Here is a 21,802-nt window from a genome sequence, read left to right as displayed (position 1 = left end):
TCGCCGATAATTTTTAAGGCCCCTCACCCGTTCGGGTGACCTCTCCCCTGGGAGGGAGCGGTGAGGCCAGCCAAGCTCTCAGTGTCTAGCCGACGCTGCCTTCGAGGCTGATCGAGATCAGCTTCTGGGTTTCGACCATGAATTCCATGGGCAGGTGCTGAAGGACGTCGCGGACGAAACCGTTGACGATCAGCGCCACGGCTTCCTCTTCATTGAGGCCGCGCTGCATACAGTAGAACATCTGGTCGTCGGAAATTTTCGAGGTCGTGGCTTCGTGCTCGAAGACCGCCGTGCCGTTACGGCTCTCGATATAGGGAACCGTATGGGCGCCGCACTTGTCGCCGATCAACAGCGAGTCGCACTGGGTGAAGTTGCGGGCATTCCTGGCCTTGGCGTGCGCCGAAACCTGACCACGATAGGTGTTGTCCGAGAAGCCGGCAGCGATGCCCTTGGAGATGATGCGGCTGGACGTGTTCTTGCCCAGGTGGATCATCTTGGTGCCGCTATCGACCTGCTGAAAGCCGTTCGAAATGGCGATGGAATAGAATTCGCCGCGCGAACCGTCGCCGCGCAGAATGCAGCTGGGATATTTCCAGGTGATGGCCGAGCCGGTCTCAACCTGGGTCCAGGAAATGTGCGAATTGACGCCACGGCAATCGCCGCGCTTGGTGACGAAATTATAGATGCCGCCCTTGCCGTCCTTGTCGCCCGGATACCAGTTCTGGACGGTGGAATACTTGATCTCGGCATTGTCGAGCGCGACCAGTTCCACGACGGCCGCGTGAAGCTGGTTTTCGTCGCGCATGGGCGCGGTGCAGCCTTCGAGGTAGGAGACGTAGCTGTCATCGTCGGCGATGATCAACGTGCGCTCGAACTGGCCGGTGTTCTTCTCGTTGATGCGGAAATAGGTCGACAGCTCCATGGGGCAACGGACGCCCTTGGGGATATAGACGAAGGACCCATCGGTGAAGACCGCCGAGTTGAGCGTGGCGTAGTAATTGTCGGAAACCGGGACGACGGAGCCGAGATACTTCTTCACCAGCTCGGGATGCTCGCGCACAGCTTCGGAGATCGAGCAGAAGATGATGCCGACCTTGGCCAGCTCTTCGCGGAAGGTGGTGACGACGGAGACCGAGTCGAAGACGGCATCGACGGCAACATTGGCGCCGAATGGGGTGCCGACCGATTCAGCCGCGCCTTCGACACCGGCGAGGATGGCCTGTTCCTTGAGTGGGATGCCCAGCTTGGCATAGGTCTTGAGCAGCTCGGGATCGACTTCATCGAGGCTCTTGGGGCCCTTGAAGCTCTTGGGCGCAGCGTAATAGCTGATCGCCTGCAGGTCGATCTTGGGATAGTGCAGCTTGGCCCAGTTGGGTTCTTCCAGCGTCTGGAAGCGGCGGAATGCCTCGAGACGCCATTCCAGCATCCATTCGGGCTCTTCCTTCCTGGCGGAGATAAAGCGGACCGTTTCCTCGGTAAGGCCGGGTGGCAGGACATCGGATTCAATTTCGGTCTCGAAGCCGTATTTGTACTTGTCCACGTCGAGCGCAAGGACCTGCTCGACGGTTTCCCGGTCAATTTCTTCCTTGAGCGTTGGAATATCGTAGTCCGCCATCAGGCTCTCCTTCTCAGTCCCTCGCCGGTTCAAGGCCGGCGCGAACGCATAAACCGACAGCTACGCTGCCTCTCCCGACCGCCGCTGGCGGCCGAGAACCGTTCCAAATCCCGCGAGGAAGGCTTGCGCATCCTCGCCCGTCGAATTCCAGCCGAAACTCACGCGCAGCGCGCTTTCGGCAAGTGTCCTGTCGACACCCATGGCAGCCAGCACGTGACTGGGCCCAACCTTGCCGGACGAACAGGCCGACCCGGACGAGACAGAAAGGCCCATCAGATCGAGCGCCATCATCGCCGTGGCATTGCCCAGGCCGGGCACGGCAAAATCAACCACATTGCCAATACGGTGCGCACCTGCCCCGAAGATCACGACATCGGGCGCCAAAGTGCGAAGGCCCTGCTCTACACTAGTGGTCAGGCCGTTCATGGTTTCGGCATCATAGGCGCTTGCCTGGGCCGCAGCGCCGAACGCCGCGATCAGGGCCGCGGATTCGGTGCCACCGCGACGCCCCTGCTCCTGCCCGCCGCCGGGAATGAGGCGGACAGTGTCGGCATGGCCCTTGACCAGCAAGGCGCCGATACCGGCAGGCGCCCCAATCTTGTGGCCGCTTATCGCCATCATATCGGGTGCCGAGGCCGCAAAATCCAGTGGCAGCTTGCCCAGGGCCTGCACCGCGTCGATGAAAAGCGTGTGCCGCGTGGGGCCCACAAGGGCGTTGATCCGCGCCATGGGCTGGACGACGCCGGTTTCGTTATTCACCCAATGCAGCGCAAAGAGCAAAGTCAGATTCTCTGCATCAGCGCGCAAAAGGCACTCGGCCACTTGATCAAGATCAATGCGCCCCTGCCCGTCCAGGCCGATGGTCCAGACTGGCAGGCCCGTCGCTTCTGCGGCCTTGATGGCGGCAGCGTGCTCCCCCGCGCCAAGAGCTATGGCGCCTGCCTGAAACGCCCGGGAACCGCCAACGATGGCCTGCGTAATGGCTTCGGTCGCCGAACCGGTAAAGACCAGTTGACGCGGCTCGGCGCCGGCGAGATGCGCTACCTGGCGGCGACCGGTATCGATGAGGTTGCGCAGGTGCCGTCCATGGCCATGGACGGACGAAGGATTGCCCACGTGCTCGAGCGCAGCGACCAAAGCAGCGCGCGCTTCGGGCCGAAGCGGGGACGCAGCATTATGATCGAGATAAACCGCCTGTCTCGTCATCGTGCCTTCGGGCCGCTGTCGCGCCCCTCATACCTCATATGCGCCATGCAAGGAGTTCAGACCCCTCGCAAACCAAACACTTCTTGAAATTTCGCGCCCAATTTCATTACAAGGGGCGCTCCAACTGGCCGTTCACCGGCCAGAAACCCGTTTTTGAACAATTCTAAACTGGTTTTCGGACCCATGTTTTAGGGAGAGCCCGGCGCTTAGTCAAGCGGCGCGGGGCTGTTTCCATAGGGTTCGAGGCCGTTGCGACAGAGCCGGAAAGGCCGGAACAAACCTATGCCTGAAGTGATCTTCAACGGCCCGGAAGGGCGCCTCGAAGGCCGGTACCAGCCGGGCAAGGAACCCAACGCGCCCGTGGCGATCGTGCTTCATCCGCATCCGCAGTTCGGCGGGACGATGAACAACCAGATCGTCTACAACCTGTTCTACATGTTCGCCGAGCGCGGCTTTTCGGTGCTGCGGTTCAATTCGCGCGGCGTTGGCCGCAGCCAGGGCGTGTTCGACCACGGGATCGGTGAATTGTCGGACGCGGCTTCGGCGCTGGACTGGCTGCAGACCATCAACCGCGAGTCGCGCGGCTGCTGGATCGCCGGATTCTCGTTCGGCGCCTGGATCGGCATGCAGCTTTTGATGCGCCGCCCGGAAGTGGAAGGCTTCATTTCGGTGTCGCCGCCGGAAAATCTCTACGACTTCTCGTTCCTGGCCCCCTGCCCGTCCTCGGGCCTGATCATCCATGGCGACAAGGACCGCGTTGCCCCCCCGACCTCGGTGCAGAAGCTGGTGGACAAGCTCAAGACGCAGAAGGGCATCACCATCGAGCAGCAGATCGTGGAGGGCGCCAACCACTTCTATGAAGGCAAGATCGACGAACTGACCACGCGGTGTGCCGAATATCTCGACCGTCGTCGTCAGGAGATCGCGGACGGCGGCGGGCGCTAAGGGGCGCATTGAAGCGATTGTTGGAAGGGACCTCATCCTGAGCCTGTCGAGGGTTGGGGTCCTGTTTGCACCGATCTCGGGGTTCGACACGCTCACCACGAGGTCTCATAGGCTTCAGTGATTCAACATGACCGAATTCAAATCCGAGTTTCTCCGCACGCTGCATGAGCGCGGCTTCATCCATCAGCTTTCCGACGAAACCGGGCTCGACGAGCTGTTCGCCACCGAGACGGTGACGGCCTATATCGGCTTCGACCCGACGGCATCTTCGCTGCATGTAGGCAGCCTGATCCAGATCATGATGCTGCACTGGCTGGAAAAGACCGGCCACCGCGCCGTTGCCCTGATGGGCGGCGGCACCGGCATGGTCGGCGACCCCTCGTTCAAGGACGAGGCGCGCAAGCTGATGGGCACCGAAACCATCCAGGCCAATATCGAGGGCATCAAGCAGGTCTTTGCCAATTACCTCGACTTCAGCGACGGCAAGTCGCTGATGCTCAACAATGCCGAATGGCTGCTGCCGCTCAATTACCTCGAATTCCTGCGCGATGTCGGCCAGCATTTCTCGGTCAACCGCATGCTCAGCTTCGATTCGGTGAAGCAGCGGCTGGACCGCGAGCAATCGCTCTCGTTTCTCGAATTCAACTACATGATCCTGCAGGCCTATGACTTCGTGGAGCTCAACAAGCGCTACGGGGTGCGCCTGCAGATGGGCGGCTCGGACCAGTGGGGCAATATCGTCAACGGCATTGATCTCGGCCACCGCATGGGCACGCCGCAGCTTTATGCGCTGACCTCGCCGCTCCTGACCACGGCGTCGGGCCAGAAGATGGGCAAGTCGATGAATGGGGCCATCTGGCTCAATCCCGACATGCTCTCGGCCTATGATTTCTGGCAGTACTGGCGCAATACCGAGGACGCTGACGTGGAGCGCTTCCTCAAGCTCTACACGACGCTGCCGCTCGACGAGGTCGCCCGCATCGCGCAAGGCGATATCAACGAGGCCAAGAAGCGCCTTGCCACCGAAGTGACCGCCATGATCCGCGGGCGTGCGGCGGCCGAGGAAGCCGCCGAGACGGCGCGCGCGACCTTCGAGACGGGCAAGCTCGACCTGTCGCTGCCGACGGCCGAAGTGACCCATGCCGAGCTGACCGAGGGGATCGGCGTGCTCAATGCGCTGGTCAAGGCGGGGCTGGCGGCCTCGAACGGGGAAGCGCGGCGGCATGTGCAATCGGGCGCGGTGCGCATCAACGATGCGGTAATCGACGACGAGAAGCTCAGCCTGGGCGAGAATGCGCTCCTGCCCGAGGGTGTGATCAAGCTTTCGGTGGGCAAGAAGCGGCATGCGCTGATCAAGCCGATCTGAGGCGCATCGGCATAGAAGATGGTAGACAGGGGCGCTTGCGGGCGCCCCTTTTTCATTGCGCGCCGGGCACCTCGCGGGAGCGGAACTCGAAGAATTCGCGCAGGAAGCCGGGAGCGAGGACGGACAGCGGGTTGACGAGGAATTCCGGCCGGTCGAGCGCGCCGCGGACCGCGAAGGTCACGCCCACCAGCCCCTCGCCGTTGCGACCGCCCAGCAGCGGGCCGAGAATGGGGATCTGCGAGAAGGCATTGTTGAGGCCGAACAGGGGCACATATGTGCCGGTGAGATCATATTGCCGGCGATCGGTATAGATGAAGCCACGCAGCGAGCCGCCGACGGCATCGCCGGCGAGCACGGCATTGGTGACTTCCACCCGATCGCTGCGGCGGATGAAGTCGACCTGGCCGGCATCGAAATCCAGCCGGTTGCTGGCGGCGATGGCAGCGCGCGAATCGGAGTGATTGCCCAACACCTGGATGACATTGGCCTCATCGACGATGGCGAAATCGCGCAGGATGAGCTGGCCGGTCTCGAGGTCCTGATTGCGGTCGGTGGTCATCACCAGGCTGCCCGAACCGCCCGCCAGCTGGGAATAAACGCCCAGAAGCCGCAGGATGGTGCCGGCATCGTTGAAGGCCATGACCAGCGAGCGACCATTGGGAGCCGGATTGGTGGTGATGGAGACGGCATTGCCCTCGCCGAATTGCGCCGAGAGCGTCGCGCGGCTGAGCTGGGTGCCGCGCAGCAGCAGGTTGAGATCGAGATTGAAGGCTGTCGTGGCATAAAAGCCAACGGCCCGATCGAGCTCGACATCGAGCGCGATGGCGGCATTGAGCTGGGTGTTCTGCAGGCCGCCACTGCCCTGGTCGAGGCTGAAAAAGCGCCCCAGGACGGGTTTGAGGTCAAGCTGGCGGCCGCGCACACGCACGCTGTAGCCGCCCTCCATGGGCGCGAGGGTGACACTGGCGTTATCGCCGGCGCTGATGGCCACCGTGCCGAAATCGGCGGCGACGAGGCCATCTGTGGCATGGAAATCGAGCTTACCCTCGAGACGCACGTCCCCGAACGCGAGGTTGATGTCCTCGAGCCGGGTGATCTCGCCGTCGAAGCGGGCAACGGCGCTGAGCGTACCTGCGGTGCCGCGCGATTTGGTGATGCCGAGATCGCGGATGGTGAGACCGGCCTGGGCCAGGTCGATGGAGACGTCGATGGCGCCATCGGTGCGGGGCTGTGCCATGAAGCTCACGGCACCGGTGGCGAACTGGGACAGATCGAAGCCCATGTCCTTAAGAGCGGCGATCTCGATGGTGGAAGCGACGCGGAAATTGGGATCGGTGTCGGCATTGCCGTCGACCGAGAGTTCTGCTGCGACGCCGTCGATGTCGGCGGTGCCGCCCAGCTGGTAACCGAGCTGGGACGCCGAGAACGCCAATTGGCCATTGGCGATGCGCCGGCCCTCGATGGGCTGGCTGCTGGCGAAGTCGCTGACCGTGCCGTTGACGACATAATCGACCTTGGGGAGCTGTTCGGCATTGTCGGCCAGCCCGAACGAGGCCACGAGATCCATGTCGACGCTGCCCGAAAGACTATCGAGCGAGACGGGCAGATCGAGCGCCGCAAGGGCTTCGGGCTGCTGTTCCTGGACAAGGGCAACAAGCGCGGGGATGGGCGCGCCGAGCTTGCCGGACACTTCCACAAGCGATTGCTCGGGGTCGGAATTGTCCATGACGAGAGCCGGATTGGTAACGGTGACGATACCCGATGAGGTCGCGAGGCTGCCGCCGCCACCAGCGACCGAGAGCTTCTCGTCGTCAACACGCAGCCGCGTTTCGCCATCTATGACGATGGGCGCCAATGTGGCGGAGGGTTTGACGGCCACGCCCTCCCCCACGATCTCGATGCTCATGCTATCGGGCGGGATGGGCAGGTTTTCGCCGCGCCGCCCTAAAGAGCCAACCGGGAAGCGGAAGGTCATCCGTCCCTCCTTGACCCGTCCGTCCGTTACATTGGCCACAAACCAGTCCCGGCTTTCCTCGCCCATGACGTAAGGCCACAGGCGCTTGACGTCGTCGGCGCTGAGACCATTGCCCGCCATGGTGAGATCGACGCCCATGCCGGCGCGCAGCAGGTCGAAGCGGCCCCTGGCCTCGACCAGCCCATCATCCTTGCGAGCCAAGAAACGGTCGACGCCGACGGCCCCGTAGAGCGGCGCGGACCAGCCGGAAAACTCGATCAGGTCCATCGGCGCCTCAGGAGCGGCCATGTCATTGGGATGGATGGACACTTCCCGCGCCGAAAGCGAGATGGCGATGGTTGGGCCGAAGCGCTCGTCAAGGCCCATGGCAAACAGACCCGAGACCCGAGCCGAACTCTGCCCAATCTGGAGCACGCCTTCATTGAGGGTGAACTGGCCCTCGAACGGGTTCCAGTCCACATCGAGAATGGAGCTGGCGACGGGAAAGAGGTCTTCCCCGATACGCAGGTCGGTTCCGGTGAGGTCGAGCTTGAAATCGCCGCCCAGAAGCTTGCCGTCCCCGGCGCCGAAGGCGACGTTGATGGACACGGCGCCGGCGCCACGCATGGCGGCAAGGCTTTCCCCATCGTCGATGAAGGGCAGGAGCGCCGAAAAATCGAGATTGGTGATGTCAGCAAGGAGGCGGCGCGTCCCGTCCTCGTCTATGGTGCGCTCGAGCGTGCCGAAAATAGTACGCCCGCCGATCCGGGCGGAAAAGCTGCCCTCTACCCGCTCCTGCCGGGGTACCGGACCGACATCGAGCGCTACGTCGCTGAACTGGCGGAAAAGGCCGTAGACCGGGTCGGCCATGTCGATCCGTCCGTCGCGGACGACCAACCGCGAGAAGCGACCCTGTGCGGTCTGGTCGACGAGATCGACCAGTGCGGCCTCGCTGGCCTCGAGATTATAAACGAGCCAGTCATTGTCCGAACGCATGGGCACGTGGGGCCCGGACTGGAAGTCGATGCCTTCGTTGGAAATGGCGATGGCCGGAAAAGCATCGTCACCCTCGATGACGCGAAGCGTAGTGGGGCCGCCATCGACCCCTTCGTCGAGCTGAAAATTGGCTGGGCGCGGCCCATAGAGATCCTGGATCATCTGCACATGCGGCGCGACGACGGTGATGGTCGTTCCGGGCTGGCCGAACAGGGCGCGGGCCGGAGAAAAGCCGATTTCCAGCGCTTCCATGGCGATGCGAGCGCCGGATTTCCGATCGAGATATTGGACAGGTTCGAAGCGCAAGACCGGCCACACCCCGTCTTCAAGCGCCAAGGCCAGATCGCCCATGGTCAGCTCGGCCGTCTCCGGGAGAAATGACTGAACGAGGCTGCGCACGGCCGGCCCGCTGAACGGCATGCGCAGGGGCGTGACGAGCAGAACCAGATAGAGCAGCAAAAGGACGACGGACGGAATGCCGAGCAGCCAGACGCCCATCTTGGCGAAACGGCGCGCCTGCGAGCGACCCGGCGGCTTGGGCGAGGATTCCGGCTGCTGTGTGGAAATGGTCGCTTCGCTCACTTGTTGCCACGCCGGAGGCGGATTGGTCATCCTGCCGCAAGAATCGTCCGCTCACAGCGGTCCATTGTTCGATGATACCGGCTGGAATATGGCACCGACACCCTCTAAGGCATCGGCAATCGAACTTGACCAACTATCCCCAGGCAAGGAGAACCAGAACGTGACCCATCTTGCGCCCGGCGACATATCGCCAGACTTTTCGATTGAGCGCGACGACGGCACTGTGGTGACCCGCGACGGCCTTTCGGGAAAGCCGGCAGTGCTGTTTTTCTATCCCGAGGACGATTCGGGGGGCTGCACCGACGAGAACCAGGAATTTTCCGCCCTCGCCCAGGCCTTCGCAGCGCGGGGCGCTGTGCTGGTGGGGATTTCTCCCGACGACGTGGCTACGCACCGCAAGTTCAGGGCCAAGTACGGGCTGACCATTCCGCTGGGGGCCGACCCCGAGCGTCAGACGATCGAAGCCTTTGGGCTGTGGCAGCTCAAAAAACTCTATGGCCGGGAATTCATGGGCCTAGTGCGCACCAGTGTCATCATCGATGCCGAGGGGCGGATCGCCCGCATCATTCGCGCCACGCGGATCAAGGGGCATGCCGAGAAGGTCCTGACGGCGCTGGACGACGTCCTGGCGGGCAGCTGAACGCCGGTTTTCGCCTTTCTTAACCAAACTCATCCACACTCGGCTAACCATGTCAGTGATGGAGTGAGCCGTGCGTCAGTCAGCCCGTTTCGGAAGCCGGGATCATGATGACGTTCGCGCCTCGCGGCGCGGCGTGCCGGCGGGCCTGTTCTACGGCATGTTTGCCCTGTTGCTTGCAGGCAATGCGATTACCGGAACGGCCCTGCTGATGGCGCCCGACATCGCACGGCTGATGGGTGGGCAGAACGAGCTCGTCGTTGCCGCCTACGAGGATCGACTGGCGCAGATGCGCGTGGAAATCGACCGGCTGCATTCGCGCAGCTATGCGCAGGCCGGCGACATCAACCTGCAATTGCAGGAATTGTCGCAGCAACAGGATATTCTTCTGGAGCAGCATCAGCTGGTGCGGGCGCTGGTGGACAAGGCCGACGGCATGGGCCTGGCCGATCTCGACATCAGCATGAGCGCACCGCACGAACTGGCGCTGGCGCGGACGCCCGATGGCAATCCCGACATTGCGGCCACGGCGGAAAGCGTCGCGCGGATGATGGACGAAACCCAACAGGCCATGACGGGCATTTCCGTGGCGGCGACCGAGCGCACCGATACGATCGTGTCCGAACTGGGCAGGCTGGGCATTGAAACGCGCATGCCGGACACAAGTCTTACGGGCATGGGCGGCCCCCTGCTTGCCGCCAGTGGCAGCGTGGAAAGCGGCGGATTGGTGGAGGATGCCAATGCGGTGATGGACGCCCTGCTCCGCTACAAGGCCGCGCGGGACAGCCTGACCCTGGCGCCCGTGCACATGCCCATTTCCGGCAACTTTCGCACCAGCTCGGGCTTCGGCAATCGGCGCGATCCGTTTACCGGTGGACGCGCTTTCCATTCCGGGCTCGACTTTGCCGCCGTCACCGGCACCAGCGTCTATAGCGCGGGCGAAGGAGTGGTCAGTTTCGTCGGCGAGCGCTCGGGCTATGGCAAGGTGGTCGAGGTCAGCCACCAGAATGGGCTTGTGACGCGCTACGCCCATCTCAACCGGCAATTGGCCAATGTCGGCCAGAAGGTGAGCACCGGCACGCCCATCGCCCAGGTGGGATCGACGGGGCGTTCCACCGGACCGCACCTGCATTTCGAAGTGCGACGCGGCGACCAGGCGCTGGACCCCAAGCCATTTCTCGATGCCGGCAAGCGGCTCAACGCCATTCTCTAAAACGAAAAAGCCACCCGGCGTACCGGATGGCTTGATGGGGAAGCGTTAGTCTTCCGAGACGTCCGTCGCGACGCCGACGCGCTGAGCGAGCGCGGCTTCCATGAACTGATCGAGGTCGCCGTCCAGCACCACGGAGGGCTGGCCGCTTTCGACGCCGGTGCGCAGATCCTTGACCATCTGATAGGGCTGCAGCACGTAAGAACGGATCTGGTGCCCCCAGCCGATATCGGTCTTGGTCGCCGCCTGGGCGTTGGCCGCCTCTTCGCGCTTTTGCAGCTCGGCCTCGTAGAGGCGCGATTTCAGCATGGCCATGGCCGTGGCGCGGTTCTTGTGCTGGCTGCGCTCCTGCTGACAGGCCACGATGATGCCCGAAGGAATGTGGGTGATGCGGATGGCCGAGTCCGTGGTGTTCACGTGCTGGCCGCCAGCGCCCGAGGCGCGATAGGTATCGACCTTCAGATCGGCTTCGCGGATCTCGATGTCGATGCTGTCATCGACCACCGGATAGACCCAGCAGCTGGAAAAGCTGGTGTGGCGGCGCGCGGCAGAATCATAGGGCGAGATCCGCACGAGGCGATGCACGCCGCTTTCGGTCTTGAGCCAGCCATAGGCATTGTGACCGGAGACCTGGATGGTTGCGGACTTGATGCCGGCTTCTTCGCCGTCATGCATTTCCAGCACCTGAACCTTCATCTTCCGGCGTTCGGCCCAGCGGGTATACATGCGCAGCAGCATGTTGGCCCAATCCTGGCTCTCGGTGCCGCCGGCACCGGAGTGGATTTCGACGTAGCAGTCGTTGCTGTCGACTTCGCCCGAAAGCAGGGTTTCGATCTGGGTCCGGCGTGCTGTCTGCTTGAGCTCGATCAGCGCGTTCTCGGCATCGCGGACGATCTCTGCATCGCCTTCGGCTTCGCCGAGTTCGATCAGTTCCACATTGTCGCGAATGCCGGCTTCGAGCTCGTTGACCGTCCTCACGGCAACATCGAGCTCGTCGCGTTCCCGCATGGTGACGCGCGCCTTTTCCGGATCATTCCAGAATTCGGGGGATTCGGTTTGCGCGTTCAGCGCGTCGAGACGGAGTTGAGCTGTATCCCAGTCAAAGATGCCTCCTCAGCAGGGTCAGAACCTGCTCGATTTCGGCGACGGTCTTTTCGATTTCCGTGCGCATGGTCGTTCCTTGTTTCGATGCGCACCCGTTTAACGGAGGGCCGCGGGGGGATCAACCGCCCCGGGCAAATTCAATCAGCGCGACAGCTTGCGGAAACGCCGCAGCGCCGCGTCGCGCTTGAGCCGGGAGAGCCGATCGAGGAAGAAAACGCCGTTCATCTGGTCGATTTCATGCTGGGCGACGCGGGCGGGAAAGCCCTCCAGCGTCATTGCCTGGCGCGTGCCATCGGCATCGTCGAAAACGAGATCGATGCTGGTGGCGCGCTGAATATCGACCTCGATGCCGGGCATGGCGACGGAGCCCTCGGGGCCAGCGGCCAGTATAGCGCTGAACGAGACGATCTCGGGATTGAACAGGAGGCGATAATCGCGCTGGTCGAGCGGACCGACGCTGACCACGACCAGCGGCTCTATCGCCCCGATATGGGTCGCGGCCTGGCCATAGGCCTTATGGTGGCTGGCCGTGGCGAGAAGCGCCGCCCCGACGTCCTGCATCGCCGCATCAACCGGGCGCGGCTCGGCACGGCGCGAAAAGAGCGGATCGGGATAGGCGAGAATGGGCGCTGGGCGGGTCATGGATCTCGTGCTAACGCAGCCGGGCCGTGCGGCATAGCTTGAAAATCCGCGCATCCGCTGCTAGGTCGGCATTGGCTGGTCCCGTAGCTCAGCAGGATAGAGCGCAGGATTCCTAATCCTGAGGCCACGCGTTCGAATCGCGTCGGGATCACCAGCCTGCCCTCCCGCGAAATTGCTGTTGAAACGGATACCGATGTTCCCAATTTGTGGTCGAACTTCGTAATTTCCGTAACATATACATGTGCTTATAGGAATTCACGGTCACTCTCAGTGCGATGACCGAGTTTCCAGTTTTCCACTTCTCACCATCGGCGCTTTGGCGCTGCCGAATGTGAGAAGTAGAGTATGGCCACGTAGCTCAGCTGGATAGAGTGCTAAAATCCGAAGGCGGGGGATTCAAGTTCCTCCGCGACCACCATATACAGCGGACGCTCCGGGCAATGCTGTCGGTCCAAACTCAATATGTGGCAATTCCAAAGAATTCTGAGGCGAAGCATCGGCTCCCGGCTATCCGAAGGTGTAGCACGACGGCATCCTGCCCCAAAACTGCGGTTAGCGCCCTGCATGGCCGTTACCACGGGCAGGCCATCTTCGCAAAATGAGCCCGCCGTTCGAAGCCGCAACGTGGCAAGACCGTGATAGCCTGGCTCAAGGCTCGCGCCATCAAGCCCTTGCATGAGTTCAAAACAATTGTGGCGCCATCCATGACCGGCAGCAGGTGGAGCCGTGGCTAATGATGCCCGGACACTTCTGAACTCGACCTGGGGCACTTGCCGGGACACGAATCCCCGGAACTATCCAGTAGCCCAGTGGAGCGTGGTGGAAAGCAATCCATGCCTCGTTCTCTCGTCAATCCTTTGGTTGTGCTTTGCTGTCATAAGGCGATACTCAGCCATCGATAGGGGGAATCGATGCCACTAACGTTCAGCATCACCAAGGCGTATCCGCTCGATATCGCTAGCGACTGTTGGCGCGGCGTGATGATCGACGACCCGGTGGAGTTCGACATCTATCTGCGTGGGCCAGTGTGGAAGCGCGTTACCGATAGTGCCTTCGAAGACGATTTCGCCGCCGACCTGAATGCTCTGACCACTGCTGAAATGGACACCAGCGTCCTGACCGCCCTGCTCCAGGCAGCTAATCCACCCTTGGACTGGGAGGTCGGCGAGGCGATGGCTGAGTGCCTTCTTGAGGATGAGCTGAATGCGGTTTGGCCTTGGAACGAGAACCGGGACAAGAAGACCCCGAAGGCCTCGTTGCCTGGCGCCGACATAGTTGGATTTCTTGGTGACGGCGATGAGACCATCTTTCTCTTCGGTGAAGTGAAGACTTCCTCGCATGCGGATAACCCACCTGGTGTCATGAGCGGACGCAGCGGGCTTGCCCATCAGATTGACACATTGGCTGACGATCGTGAAATCCATCGAACGTTGATCCAGTGGCTGTTTGCACGCTGCAGAAGCGTTCCTCATTTCAAGGCGCGTTATGATATGGCGCTGAAACGGTACCTGCAGTCTGACGGTACCGACTTCGCAATCGTTGGTGTACTGTTGCGCGACACAGCACCGCATGCAGACGATTTGCGGACGCGCGGCACGAAGCTGGACGGGCTCCCTGTTGGTCCACGTCGTCGGCTGGATGCCTGGTACACGCCAAGGGCTATCTCAGACTGGGTCAGAATAGCCGAGGCGGCATCATGACTTCGTGGATTATTGACACGATCAGTGACGATCTGCGTGGGTCTGCCCGAAACACCATCGGGGAGCACCTCCTCGCTGATATCGGATTCGAACCAGCGCCGCGCCCCGCCGAGTTCGACTTCACATCCAATGCGTTTGCTCTGGCAGCACATAACCTGCTGGATCGATCCGAGGACGCTGACGGAGGCCATACGGGGTCGGGAAACGATCTCCGTGAGGCGGCGGAGATGGCATTTGAGGCGCTTCGCGCCAGCGCATTGCCTCGCGAATCCGAGGCCGCGACGCTCCACGTGCTTCACACCGCATGTTACGGCATCTTGGGGGATCGTACCCCCGATGTCAGGAGATATATTCGCGGCCACGGCATTCCAGCCGTCCTCGGTGAAGAAGTAGATTGGGGCGCCCGGGTCAGAAATGGAGTCTACCGGCTCTGGCTTCTGCTCATTCGAAAGGATGGGTGGTCGGATCTCGACGCCGTCCAGCACGAAGTCGTTGCACTTCGTCAAGCGCAACGTGGCGCGGAGGAGGATTTTCTCACAAGGTCTGATCGTCCTCGCGCTGACGCGTGGCACTTGATCGCGTCCTATCACCTTTCAAAGGCTGCAGAACTGCTCGCCATATACACCTCGCAAGGCGTTGTTGGCGATGTATTCGATATCCGATCGCAGCTCGAGGCTCAGTTCGATCGCAGCATCATTGCTTGCGAACGAGCTGAACTCGTTGGATTTCATGGGACCGTCAAGCTGCTGGCTGCCGCCGCTGAGCGTATGGTGGCCAACAGCATCTGGTGGGTGGGCCGTTCTGCAAGCGGCAGGGTTGTCCAGTTCGTCCAGAGCATGGCGGACCGATCCAAGGATCGACCCGTCTTCGAGATGCTTCCTCCCCAACGCATGGCGCTTCGGGATCAAGGGTTGTTGAACTCAGGCGCGCGATCGGTGGTGGTCAGCTTGCCGACTTCAGGCGGGAAGACCTTCATCGCTCAATTTCGCATCCTGCAGGCGCTTGCCGCGTTCGAAAGCGACCGCGGCTGGGTGGCATACATAGCGCCAACCAGAGCCTTGGTGAATCAGGTCTGCGCGAAACTGAGACGTGATTTTGCCCCGCTGGGCATCGTTGTAGAGCGTGTCAGCCCTGCCCTCGATATTGATGGCGTTGAGGCTGATTTGCTGGTTGATCGCGATCCGAACTCCGCGTTCCGGGTTCTCGTTGGCACGCCGGAGAAGATCGACCTGTTGCTTCGCGGCGGTTGGGAGAAAAAGATTGGCCGCCCGCTCACCCTGGTCGTCGTTGATGAGGCCCACAACCTTGGCAGCGATGCTCGAGGGCTTCGTCTCGAACTGATGCTGGCGACCATCAACCGGGAATGCAGATTTTCCCAGTTCTTGCTCTTGACGCCATTCATTGAGAATCGTGCCGAAGTCGCGAGGTGGCTCTCACCAGACAGTCATGACGACATGTCGATTGAATTCAATTGGCGGCCAAACGACCGCGCGATCGTGCTTGCCCAACCCTCCAAGGGCGGAAAGGCAGGCGACTTCGTGCTGACCTTAAACACCTTGCACACTTCTCGTTCCACCATCGAAATCAACGACACGATCCCGCTTTGCTCAGGGCGTGAGCTGGGTCTCACGTGGTCAAAGATGAATGGAAAGCTGTCGAACATTGCTGCAGTCACCGCAAGTTGCCTCAATCGGCGAGGGCCTGTGATTGTCGTCGCTCAAAAGGTCAAAGATGCTTGGGGGCTGGCAAGAACTCTCTCGAAAGATCCAGAGCTAGACCAAAAGTTGGCCGCGCGTGGATCTAGCACTACCAATGTCGATTTCGTTGCTGATTTCATTGCCGAGGAATTTGGACCGAATTTCGAGCTTAGATCGCTAATCAAGAAGCGCATAGGACTGCATCACTCTGGATTGTCGGACGACACCAAGGTGTTGATGGAGTGGCTCATGGAGAACGGCGAGCTCGATACGCTCGTTGCGACGACCACCATCGCGCAAGGGCTCAATTTTCCCGTCACAGCGGTCGTGCTGGCATCTCACCAATATCCACGCGGAATTGATATGTCTGCGTCTGACTTCTGGAATCTCGCGGGTCGGGCGGGGCGCGCAGACCAGGCTGGCACCGGCATAGTTGCGCTGGCCGCATCTGATCCTGACAGGACTCGCACACTCACTGAGTATGTCGGCCGGAACGTATCGCAGCTCAATTCGACCTTGGTCGATATGGTTCGAAAGGCGCTGAGCACTGGAACGCGGCTAGACCTGCCTGCGCTGTTTCACATCAAGGAATGGTCCTCATTCCTCCAATATCTGGCGCACTCCTACCGGCAGATAGGAGATCACGCAGAGTTCGCCACTCAGATCGAACAGGTACTCAGAGGCAGCTTTGGCTTCCAGAAACTCCGCCGTGAGGATCAGGCCTCGGCAAACCGCCTGGTTGCTGCGGTCAACGAGTACGCCGCCATCATTCGTAACAAGCCGCTTGCGCTTGTCGATACCACTGGTTTCTCGTGGGAGAGCGTCAGTATCGCATTGGCCGCAGCTCGGGACGTTGGCATCAGGGCATCCTCTTGGGACGCGTCCACCTTGTTCAGCGCCAATAATACAACTCTGAAGGACGCTTTTGGCGTGCTCCTGCAGGTACCAGAATTGCGGACAGAGCTAGCTGAAGTTATTGGCGGCGATCGAGGCAACGGCGATCTACTCGCGAGGATCGTGAAAGACTGGGTGAATGGTGCATCGCTCCTGGATTTGGCGAATGAGTATTTTCGCAGCTCTAAGGACGATGAGACCAAGGCCATGTCGAAAGCATGCAAGCTTGTCTATGGGCGCCTGACGTCCACGGCATCGTGGGGACTTTCGGCCATTCAGAGCCTGACGATTGGCAACGCCATGGACAGTATGACTGAGGAAGAGCAGCGCACGTTCAGAAATCTGCCCTCGCGCATCTATTACGGCGTGAACTCCGACGCTGCCATCGACCTCAGGCTCATGGGTGTACCCCGCAACGCCGCGCAACCCCTGTCGAATTATCTAGCCGCTAAGGCGCCATCTCGCGGTCTTGCCCCCATGCGTGCGGCTCTGTCCGGCCTGACCGCCGCAGACTGGGGAGACGCTGTGGGTCCAGCAGGTCCCACCTATCATCGGGCATGGCGCATCCTCGAGGGCCTTGAGTAAGGGTCGGTCTGGTGGCTTCCATCTATGCAGACTGGGCGAGAGCTCGCTGCAGCACCTGCAGGCTGGTGCCCACCGCTGACCAGGCTGTCGCCGAGCCGACCACATAAAGGTTCTGCTTCGCTCTTGAGACCGCGACATTGATGATGTTCGGAGGACTGGCGGCCCACTGGCGAGCTCGGTGCTGACTGGCCTTTGGCGCGCCAAGTAGAAGTATGACGGTGTCGGCCTCCCTCCCCTGGAAGGTGTGAATGGTGCCAACGCGATCTCGAGACCATTCATCGGCCTTCACGCCGAGTGTTCGGAGCAAGCCGGCCTCCCTGTCCAACCGCCGGCGCATCTCCTGCTCGATCACCTTGAAAGGGGTGATGATGAAGACATCCGGATCTTGAACGCCTGCAGAAGCAAGGGCGGCGAGCATGCCAACGACAGCCTCGCCTTCGGCCGGGCACCATTTGCTCTCGGCATCGCCGTTAACATCCACCCATCGGGATTGGCCCAGAGCAGCTCCAATGGGGCCAGGCCTGCGAGGGCCGACCGCGTGAACCATCTGGCCTGCATAGGCGATGGTATTGGACACGTCGAACATCGGGTTCTGACACCGCCTGTGCACCAGCAACGGCAGGCCGACCTCTCGATCGCCTATGTCGGTGACGAATGTGGACTTGAAGCGCGAGGCCTGATCTGCGAGCGTCTGGGTGGACGCCGCGGGGGCCGACCATTCGGCTTGGTCGATGTCGAAGAACTTGCAGATTTCGGTGTTGAGCTTCTCGGGCAGGGACACCACTGGTGGGATCTGAAGGGGGTCGCCTACGACGATGGTGCGCTTGGCGCGCATGATGGCGCCGACCGCCGCCTGCGGCACCGCCTGCCCCGCTTCGTCGACCAGTAGCCATCCAATGCTCTCTGGCGGAAGATCCCCAAACATGGTGCGGACCGATGCAAAGGTCGTAGACACCGCTGGCACTACCATGAACAGGCTCGACCACAGGTCGGGAAGCAGATCGCGGTGCGCTGGCGACTGGAATGCCCCGGCTGTCATGCCCGACATCAACAGACCGAGGTTGTGCTGCAGCCGGTTGGCCGAAGCATCGATGAAAGCCTTGTGAACTGCCAATGCGGCAGCGAACAGATCCTCGCGCATTCGATGCACGTCGTCGGGCAGCCACGGTGCCGTCAGTTGGATGGTTTCGTGATCCTTCTGGAAGAAGATGTCGTCGATGACGCGATCGCCAAGGCGGCTTCGCGCCGCAGACGAAGCAGTGTCGAGCCGCATGACATCCTGCTGCTTGCCCGCCACTGCTCGATCAAGCTGCTGGAGTTGACCTTGGGCCTTGCTCCACTCGGCGCGCGCCGCCTCGAGGGCATTGCTGGCCTCTTGGGCACGCTGCACGGACTGCCGCATCGCACCGGCCAGACGCTGCTGGCTGGCACTCCAGGCTTTCCACGACGCAGTGCCGAACAATCTGGCAAAGAATCCTGGGCGGCCGGCCAGATGGCTGTCGAACATTGTGTTGTCGCGCTCGGCCTGAGCATTCGCGGTGGCGTGCTCCTGCCGCCTTGCTTCACCCGCCTGCCGGGCATTGGCGACCGCCTGGTCGAACCGCGGACGCAATTCGTTCAGCCGCTGCAATTCGGAGATCGCTTCCTTCCGGGCGTGAATGTCGCGACGCATCCCTTCGATAGCAGCGAGCTCGGCATCGACGGCCTTCTTCTGTTTCAGGAAGGCCGAGCGAGCCTTCCGCCATTGGGCCGCCGCATCGGCCTCATTGGTTGTCGGCTTCTCATTGATCACCACGCTCGGCATCTCGCGCCTGATGACCTCGCCCGTGCGCTCGTCCTTGATCTCGCGCATGACGTTGTTGCCGCGCGCGGCCTTCAGATAGGTTAGGAAGCCGCCGTCCTCGTTCCACCAAAAGCCTTGCTGGAAAGCGCCACGATTGCGGCCATTGCCGAGAACCGCGGCGATCAGCCCCCATGTCTCCACCGTGACGGCATTCGCTTCCTCCTCGGCCTCGAAATATCCAGCCCGCTTGGGATTGGCGATGAGATCGCTGATCGATCGGAAATAGGCCATCTCGCCGTTTTGGCCATTGGCTTCCTTGAGAGGCAGTTCCTTGCTGACGTTCTCGACGGCCTTGTTGTTGGACGAAGCCACGACGATCTCATGGCCCTTGAGCGAGGCGTCGAGTCGATAGAAGTGGAGGAAGGCATTGGAACCAAACGCCAGCTTCTCTCCAGTCGTCGAGAACGCATCCTGTGGATTCTGGAATCCCGCCATGGCGGTGGCTCGGTCGAGCACGCACCCAACCACCACATCCCTGAGCAAAGTCGTCTTCCCGGTGCCGGGCGGTCCATTGACCCCCATGATGCCAGCGTCGTCGCCCAGCTCTTCGCGCGCGGCATTGACTGCCGCCTGCTGTAGCAGGACGAGCGGATGACCGCCGGCCGATGGCCAACGCGCCTGCGGCATCAGCGAAGGCGCCACGAACGGTTCCACCGCAGAGGCTGGCGACAGGACGTCCACTCGATCTTCGGGCCTGCCGATGCCGAGATAGCGCTGCAGCCCGACCCCTGCCCCGTTCGCTCCGATCATCTCCGAGGCCTTGGCAAGATCCTCGAGGTAGAAGGAGTTCAACAGCGATGGCTCGGGTGGCGTCTTCGCCTTGAAGTGGTGAAACACCTTCAATGCGAACGTTGGCGGTTCGACGAGATGCACCGGCACCTCGAACTGCGAAACCAGCCAGCTATGCGCCGAATGGACGACATCGAGGTCGATGGCGATCGGATTTCCGTCTTCGTCGTGGCGCCTGACCATGCGATCCAGGCGCTCTAGAATGCGTTGCTCGACCTTGGGCCAGGCCCCCAGGCTGCCCAGCTTCAACTCCAGTGCCGGCTTCAAGGCCCACGCGAAGCTCGAGACAGCGACGCCATTCTCCTCGAGGACGAAGCCCTCCTTGTCGATCAGGATCGAGGCGATGGCCGCGCGCTTGCCATCGGGCCGCGACCGCTCCTCGTCCTCGCCGAAGACTTTCACCAGCTCGTCTGTGGCCTTGTCGAGAGCGATCGCGCCAAGGACGACCTCGAAGTAGAGCCGGTGATTGGGCTTGCTGCGGGCGTCTGGCCCCCAAGGTATTCCGCGCTCGAGCAGCGTGACCCGAGATCTGTCTCCCGAGGCCATGTCTTCAGGGCGCTTGTAGCCCTGTGGCGAGAGCGCCTCCAAGGCGGTCCAAGCAGCCAATATGGCCTGAGGATCATTGGTCCTGCCCGTGGGCTCGAAGGTGGGCAGCGGGCCGAGATCTATGCGATTACCTGCCGGCGCAACCTGCTTTGTTTCCGCGGGTTGGGCTGGGGGCACGACCTTCAATTGTGGCGCGCTTGGCTTTGCTGATGGAGGGTTGGGAGCAGCCGGCGGTGGAGATGCGTGTTTTGCGGCAGCGCCTGAGCCGGTGATTAGCACGACCTTCTGCTTGGCAAGCACGGCCAGCGCTTCGTCAATCTTCATGGCCAAGGACCGTGCCTTCGCCGTGTTGCGGAACGCCAATTCGTTGGCAAGCCGTCCGAGTTCATTGGCATCGTTGGCCGAACGCTCGAAGATCGCTTCCAGGTCGAAGACCGACTTCTGCGAATATGGTCTTGTTGCCATATGGATGGTCGCCCCCACGACGTTCTGATCCAGAGAATTTGTCCGTTGATCCATCGAAAAGCAAGCGATCAATACCGCTGATCCGTCCGGAGCTTAGTCGGCGTTCCTGAGGTCTTGCTTTCGGAATGGATCCCCGGGATCTTCGTGGGTGGGCGATTGAGGAGTTGTATTCGGATGTCGCAACCAACGGAAATGTTTATTGAAGGCCGCCATGATTGTGAGAAACAAATTCAGAGTGCCGTTTCACTCTCTGAACAGGCGATAGGTCAACTATCGAACTGGCAGGGCATATGGGGATCAATTCTCCACGCTCGCGTGATTATGAACAGTGGCTCCATGATCAAAGTCATAGAGGCGGCAACAGATTCAGGTTCGGGAGCGCAACTTCTAGATCACTTCTCAGTAGCGTCAATCGCGCGAACTGCGGTCGAGGCAGGTGTGATGATGCTTTACGTAAGCGATCCCAACTTGAGCGAAGCTGAGTTCGATATGCGCAGGAAGGTGTTTCAGCTCCACGATACCTGTCACCGCTCTAGAATGTTCAAACACCATGAGGCTCACGCACCAGACGTCAAGGAAATGCGTGACCTTTATCGGCAAAAGATCGCCGAGCTTCGAACGGAACTCGATTCGATGCCCGCGTTCGCAGCACTAGCTACAGAGGTGCGCTCGCGCCTTCTAGAGGGCCGCGACTTCTATGTTGGTGGCGTTCGGGGAGCCTTAAAGCTTATCGGCTGGGACAAGGCGGAATACGATTTTTACGAGGCCTATTTTTCAGGGTACGTGCACTCGATGCCGATGAGCTTTCTGCGAGCCGAGATGCATGGCATCGATTTCGCGACAATTTCTGAGTTCCAATATGATCTATGCGGATTCGCGCTCAATGCTGTGGCAGAGACGTTGGAAAGAACGACGGCCCGGATGACACAACTGCTTGAAGCGCGTACTTCTCAACATGGCCAAACTTAGGCCCACCCGGATTACCGGAAATCGACAAAACCGACCTCGAATTCTTTGGATGAGACA

The 21,802-nt window shown here is 61.2% G+C and carries 13 protein-coding genes and 1 tRNA gene; 8 read left to right on the top strand and 6 right to left on the bottom strand.

Features of this window, described 5'->3' with window-relative positions; genetic code table 11:
* Positions 1-85: 85 nt before the first annotated feature.
* Both sufB and VE26_RS06070 read right to left on the bottom strand, forming a co-directional pair.
* Complete coding sequence (gene sufB, locus VE26_RS06075; protein ID WP_152658733.1) at positions 86-1,615, bottom strand: Fe-S cluster assembly protein SufB; 1,530 nt, start codon at positions 1,613-1,615, stop codon at positions 86-88.
* Positions 1,616-1,675: 60 nt separating this feature from the next.
* On the bottom strand, positions 1,676-2,821 hold the full coding sequence (locus tag VE26_RS06070; protein WP_046104174.1) for a cysteine desulfurase family protein: 1,146 nt from the start codon (positions 2,819-2,821) through the stop codon (positions 1,676-1,678).
* Between the two features lie 282 nt (positions 2,822-3,103).
* Between VE26_RS06070 and VE26_RS06065 the strand changes: the two genes are divergently transcribed.
* Together VE26_RS06065 and tyrS are read left to right on the top strand one after the other, a co-directional pair.
* Positions 3,104-3,766 (top strand): alpha/beta hydrolase, encoded by a 663-nt coding sequence (locus tag VE26_RS06065; protein ID WP_046104173.1) that lies wholly within the window; start codon positions 3,104-3,106, stop codon positions 3,764-3,766.
* A 127-nt stretch (positions 3,767-3,893) separates the two neighbouring features.
* On the top strand, positions 3,894-5,132 hold the full coding sequence (tyrS, locus tag VE26_RS06060) for a tyrosine--tRNA ligase (RefSeq protein WP_046104172.1): 1,239 nt from the start codon (positions 3,894-3,896) through the stop codon (positions 5,130-5,132).
* Between the two features lie 52 nt (positions 5,133-5,184).
* Here tyrS and VE26_RS06055 read toward each other — a convergent pair whose 3' ends face one another.
* Positions 5,185-8,664, bottom strand: coding sequence for an AsmA-like C-terminal domain-containing protein (locus VE26_RS06055; RefSeq protein WP_160297810.1), 3,480 nt, complete (start codon positions 8,662-8,664; stop codon positions 5,185-5,187).
* 160 nt (positions 8,665-8,824) lie between these two features.
* Here VE26_RS06055 and VE26_RS06050 point away from each other — a divergent pair, with 160 nt between their 5' ends.
* Together VE26_RS06050 and VE26_RS17050 are read left to right on the top strand one after the other, a co-directional pair.
* Entirely contained in the window at positions 8,825-9,304 is a 480-nt protein-coding gene (locus tag VE26_RS06050; RefSeq protein ID WP_046104170.1) for a peroxiredoxin, read from the top strand.
* A 70-nt stretch (positions 9,305-9,374) separates the two neighbouring features.
* A complete protein-coding gene (locus VE26_RS17050; RefSeq protein WP_052715711.1) occupies positions 9,375-10,514 on the top strand; it encodes a M23 family metallopeptidase in 1,140 nt (379 codons plus the stop codon).
* A 45-nt stretch (positions 10,515-10,559) separates the two neighbouring features.
* Here VE26_RS17050 and prfB read toward each other — a convergent pair.
* Together prfB and VE26_RS06035 are read right to left on the bottom strand one after the other, a co-directional pair.
* Positions 10,560-11,682 (bottom strand): peptide chain release factor 2 gene (gene prfB / locus VE26_RS06040; protein ID WP_152658732.1). Its coding sequence is split into 2 segments (ribosomal slippage): positions 10,560-11,612 and positions 11,614-11,682, totalling 1,122 coding nucleotides; the frame shifts between segments, so codons are not numbered across the junction.
* 74 nt (positions 11,683-11,756) lie between these two features.
* The gene (locus VE26_RS06035; RefSeq protein WP_046104168.1) at positions 11,757-12,257 is read right to left on the bottom strand and encodes a peptide deformylase; all 501 of its coding nucleotides are present in this window, start codon (positions 12,255-12,257) and stop codon (positions 11,757-11,759) included.
* A 77-nt stretch (positions 12,258-12,334) separates the two neighbouring features.
* On the opposite strand from VE26_RS06035, the gene VE26_RS06030 reads away from it, so the two are divergent.
* The 3 genes from VE26_RS06030 to VE26_RS06020 all read left to right on the top strand — a co-directional run bounded on the left by VE26_RS06030 (position 12,335) and on the right by VE26_RS06020 (position 17,133).
* Positions 12,335-12,411, top strand: a tRNA-Arg gene (locus VE26_RS06030).
* A gap of 757 nt (positions 12,412-13,168) precedes the next feature.
* Entirely contained in the window at positions 13,169-13,957 is a 789-nt protein-coding gene (locus tag VE26_RS06025; protein WP_052715710.1) for a hypothetical protein, read from the top strand.
* Positions 13,954-17,133: a DEAD/DEAH box helicase gene (locus VE26_RS06020; protein ID WP_046104167.1), complete on the top strand. Its 3,180-nt coding sequence runs from the start codon at positions 13,954-13,956 to the stop codon at positions 17,131-17,133. Before VE26_RS06025 ends, VE26_RS06020 begins: the two co-directional genes overlap by 4 nt.
* 22 nt (positions 17,134-17,155) lie before the next feature.
* On the opposite strand, the gene VE26_RS06015 is transcribed toward VE26_RS06020, so the two are convergent.
* Complete coding sequence (locus VE26_RS06015; protein WP_200897213.1) at positions 17,156-20,794, bottom strand: DEAD/DEAH box helicase; 3,639 nt, start codon at positions 20,792-20,794, stop codon at positions 17,156-17,158.
* Between the two features lie 156 nt (positions 20,795-20,950).
* Here VE26_RS06015 and VE26_RS06010 point away from each other — a divergent pair, with 156 nt between their 5' ends.
* Complete coding sequence (locus tag VE26_RS06010) at positions 20,951-21,745, top strand: hypothetical protein (RefSeq protein ID WP_152658731.1); 795 nt, start codon at positions 20,951-20,953, stop codon at positions 21,743-21,745.
* Positions 21,746-21,802: the final 57 nt, after the last annotated feature.

Source organism: Devosia chinhatensis, assembly GCF_000969445.1.
In the GTDB taxonomy this organism is placed as follows: Bacteria; Pseudomonadota; Alphaproteobacteria; order Rhizobiales; family Devosiaceae; genus Devosia; species Devosia chinhatensis.
Note: the sequence above shows the minus strand (reverse complement) of the source record. Positions and strands in the feature narration are given on the sequence as shown.

What these genes read in the sequence shown, in the direction of transcription:
- sufB (WP_152658733.1), bottom strand. Translation starts at nt 1,615, where the DNA reads ATGGCGGACTACGATATTCCAACGCTCAAGGAAGAAATTGACCGGGAA.
- VE26_RS06070 (WP_046104174.1), bottom strand. Translation starts at nt 2,821, where the DNA reads ATGACGAGACAGGCGGTTTATCTCGATCATAATGCTGCGTCCCCGCTT.
- VE26_RS06065 (WP_046104173.1), top strand. Translation starts at nt 3,104, where the DNA reads ATGCCTGAAGTGATCTTCAACGGCCCGGAAGGGCGCCTCGAAGGCCGG.
- tyrS (WP_046104172.1), top strand. Translation starts at nt 3,894, where the DNA reads ATGACCGAATTCAAATCCGAGTTTCTCCGCACGCTGCATGAGCGCGGC.
- VE26_RS06035 (WP_046104168.1), bottom strand. Translation starts at nt 12,257, where the DNA reads ATGACCCGCCCAGCGCCCATTCTCGCCTATCCCGATCCGCTCTTTTCG.
- VE26_RS06025 (WP_052715710.1), top strand. Translation starts at nt 13,169, where the DNA reads ATGCCACTAACGTTCAGCATCACCAAGGCGTATCCGCTCGATATCGCT.
- VE26_RS06020 (WP_046104167.1), top strand. Translation starts at nt 13,954, where the DNA reads ATGACTTCGTGGATTATTGACACGATCAGTGACGATCTGCGTGGGTCT.
- VE26_RS06010 (WP_152658731.1), top strand. Translation starts at nt 20,951, where the DNA reads ATGTCGCAACCAACGGAAATGTTTATTGAAGGCCGCCATGATTGTGAG.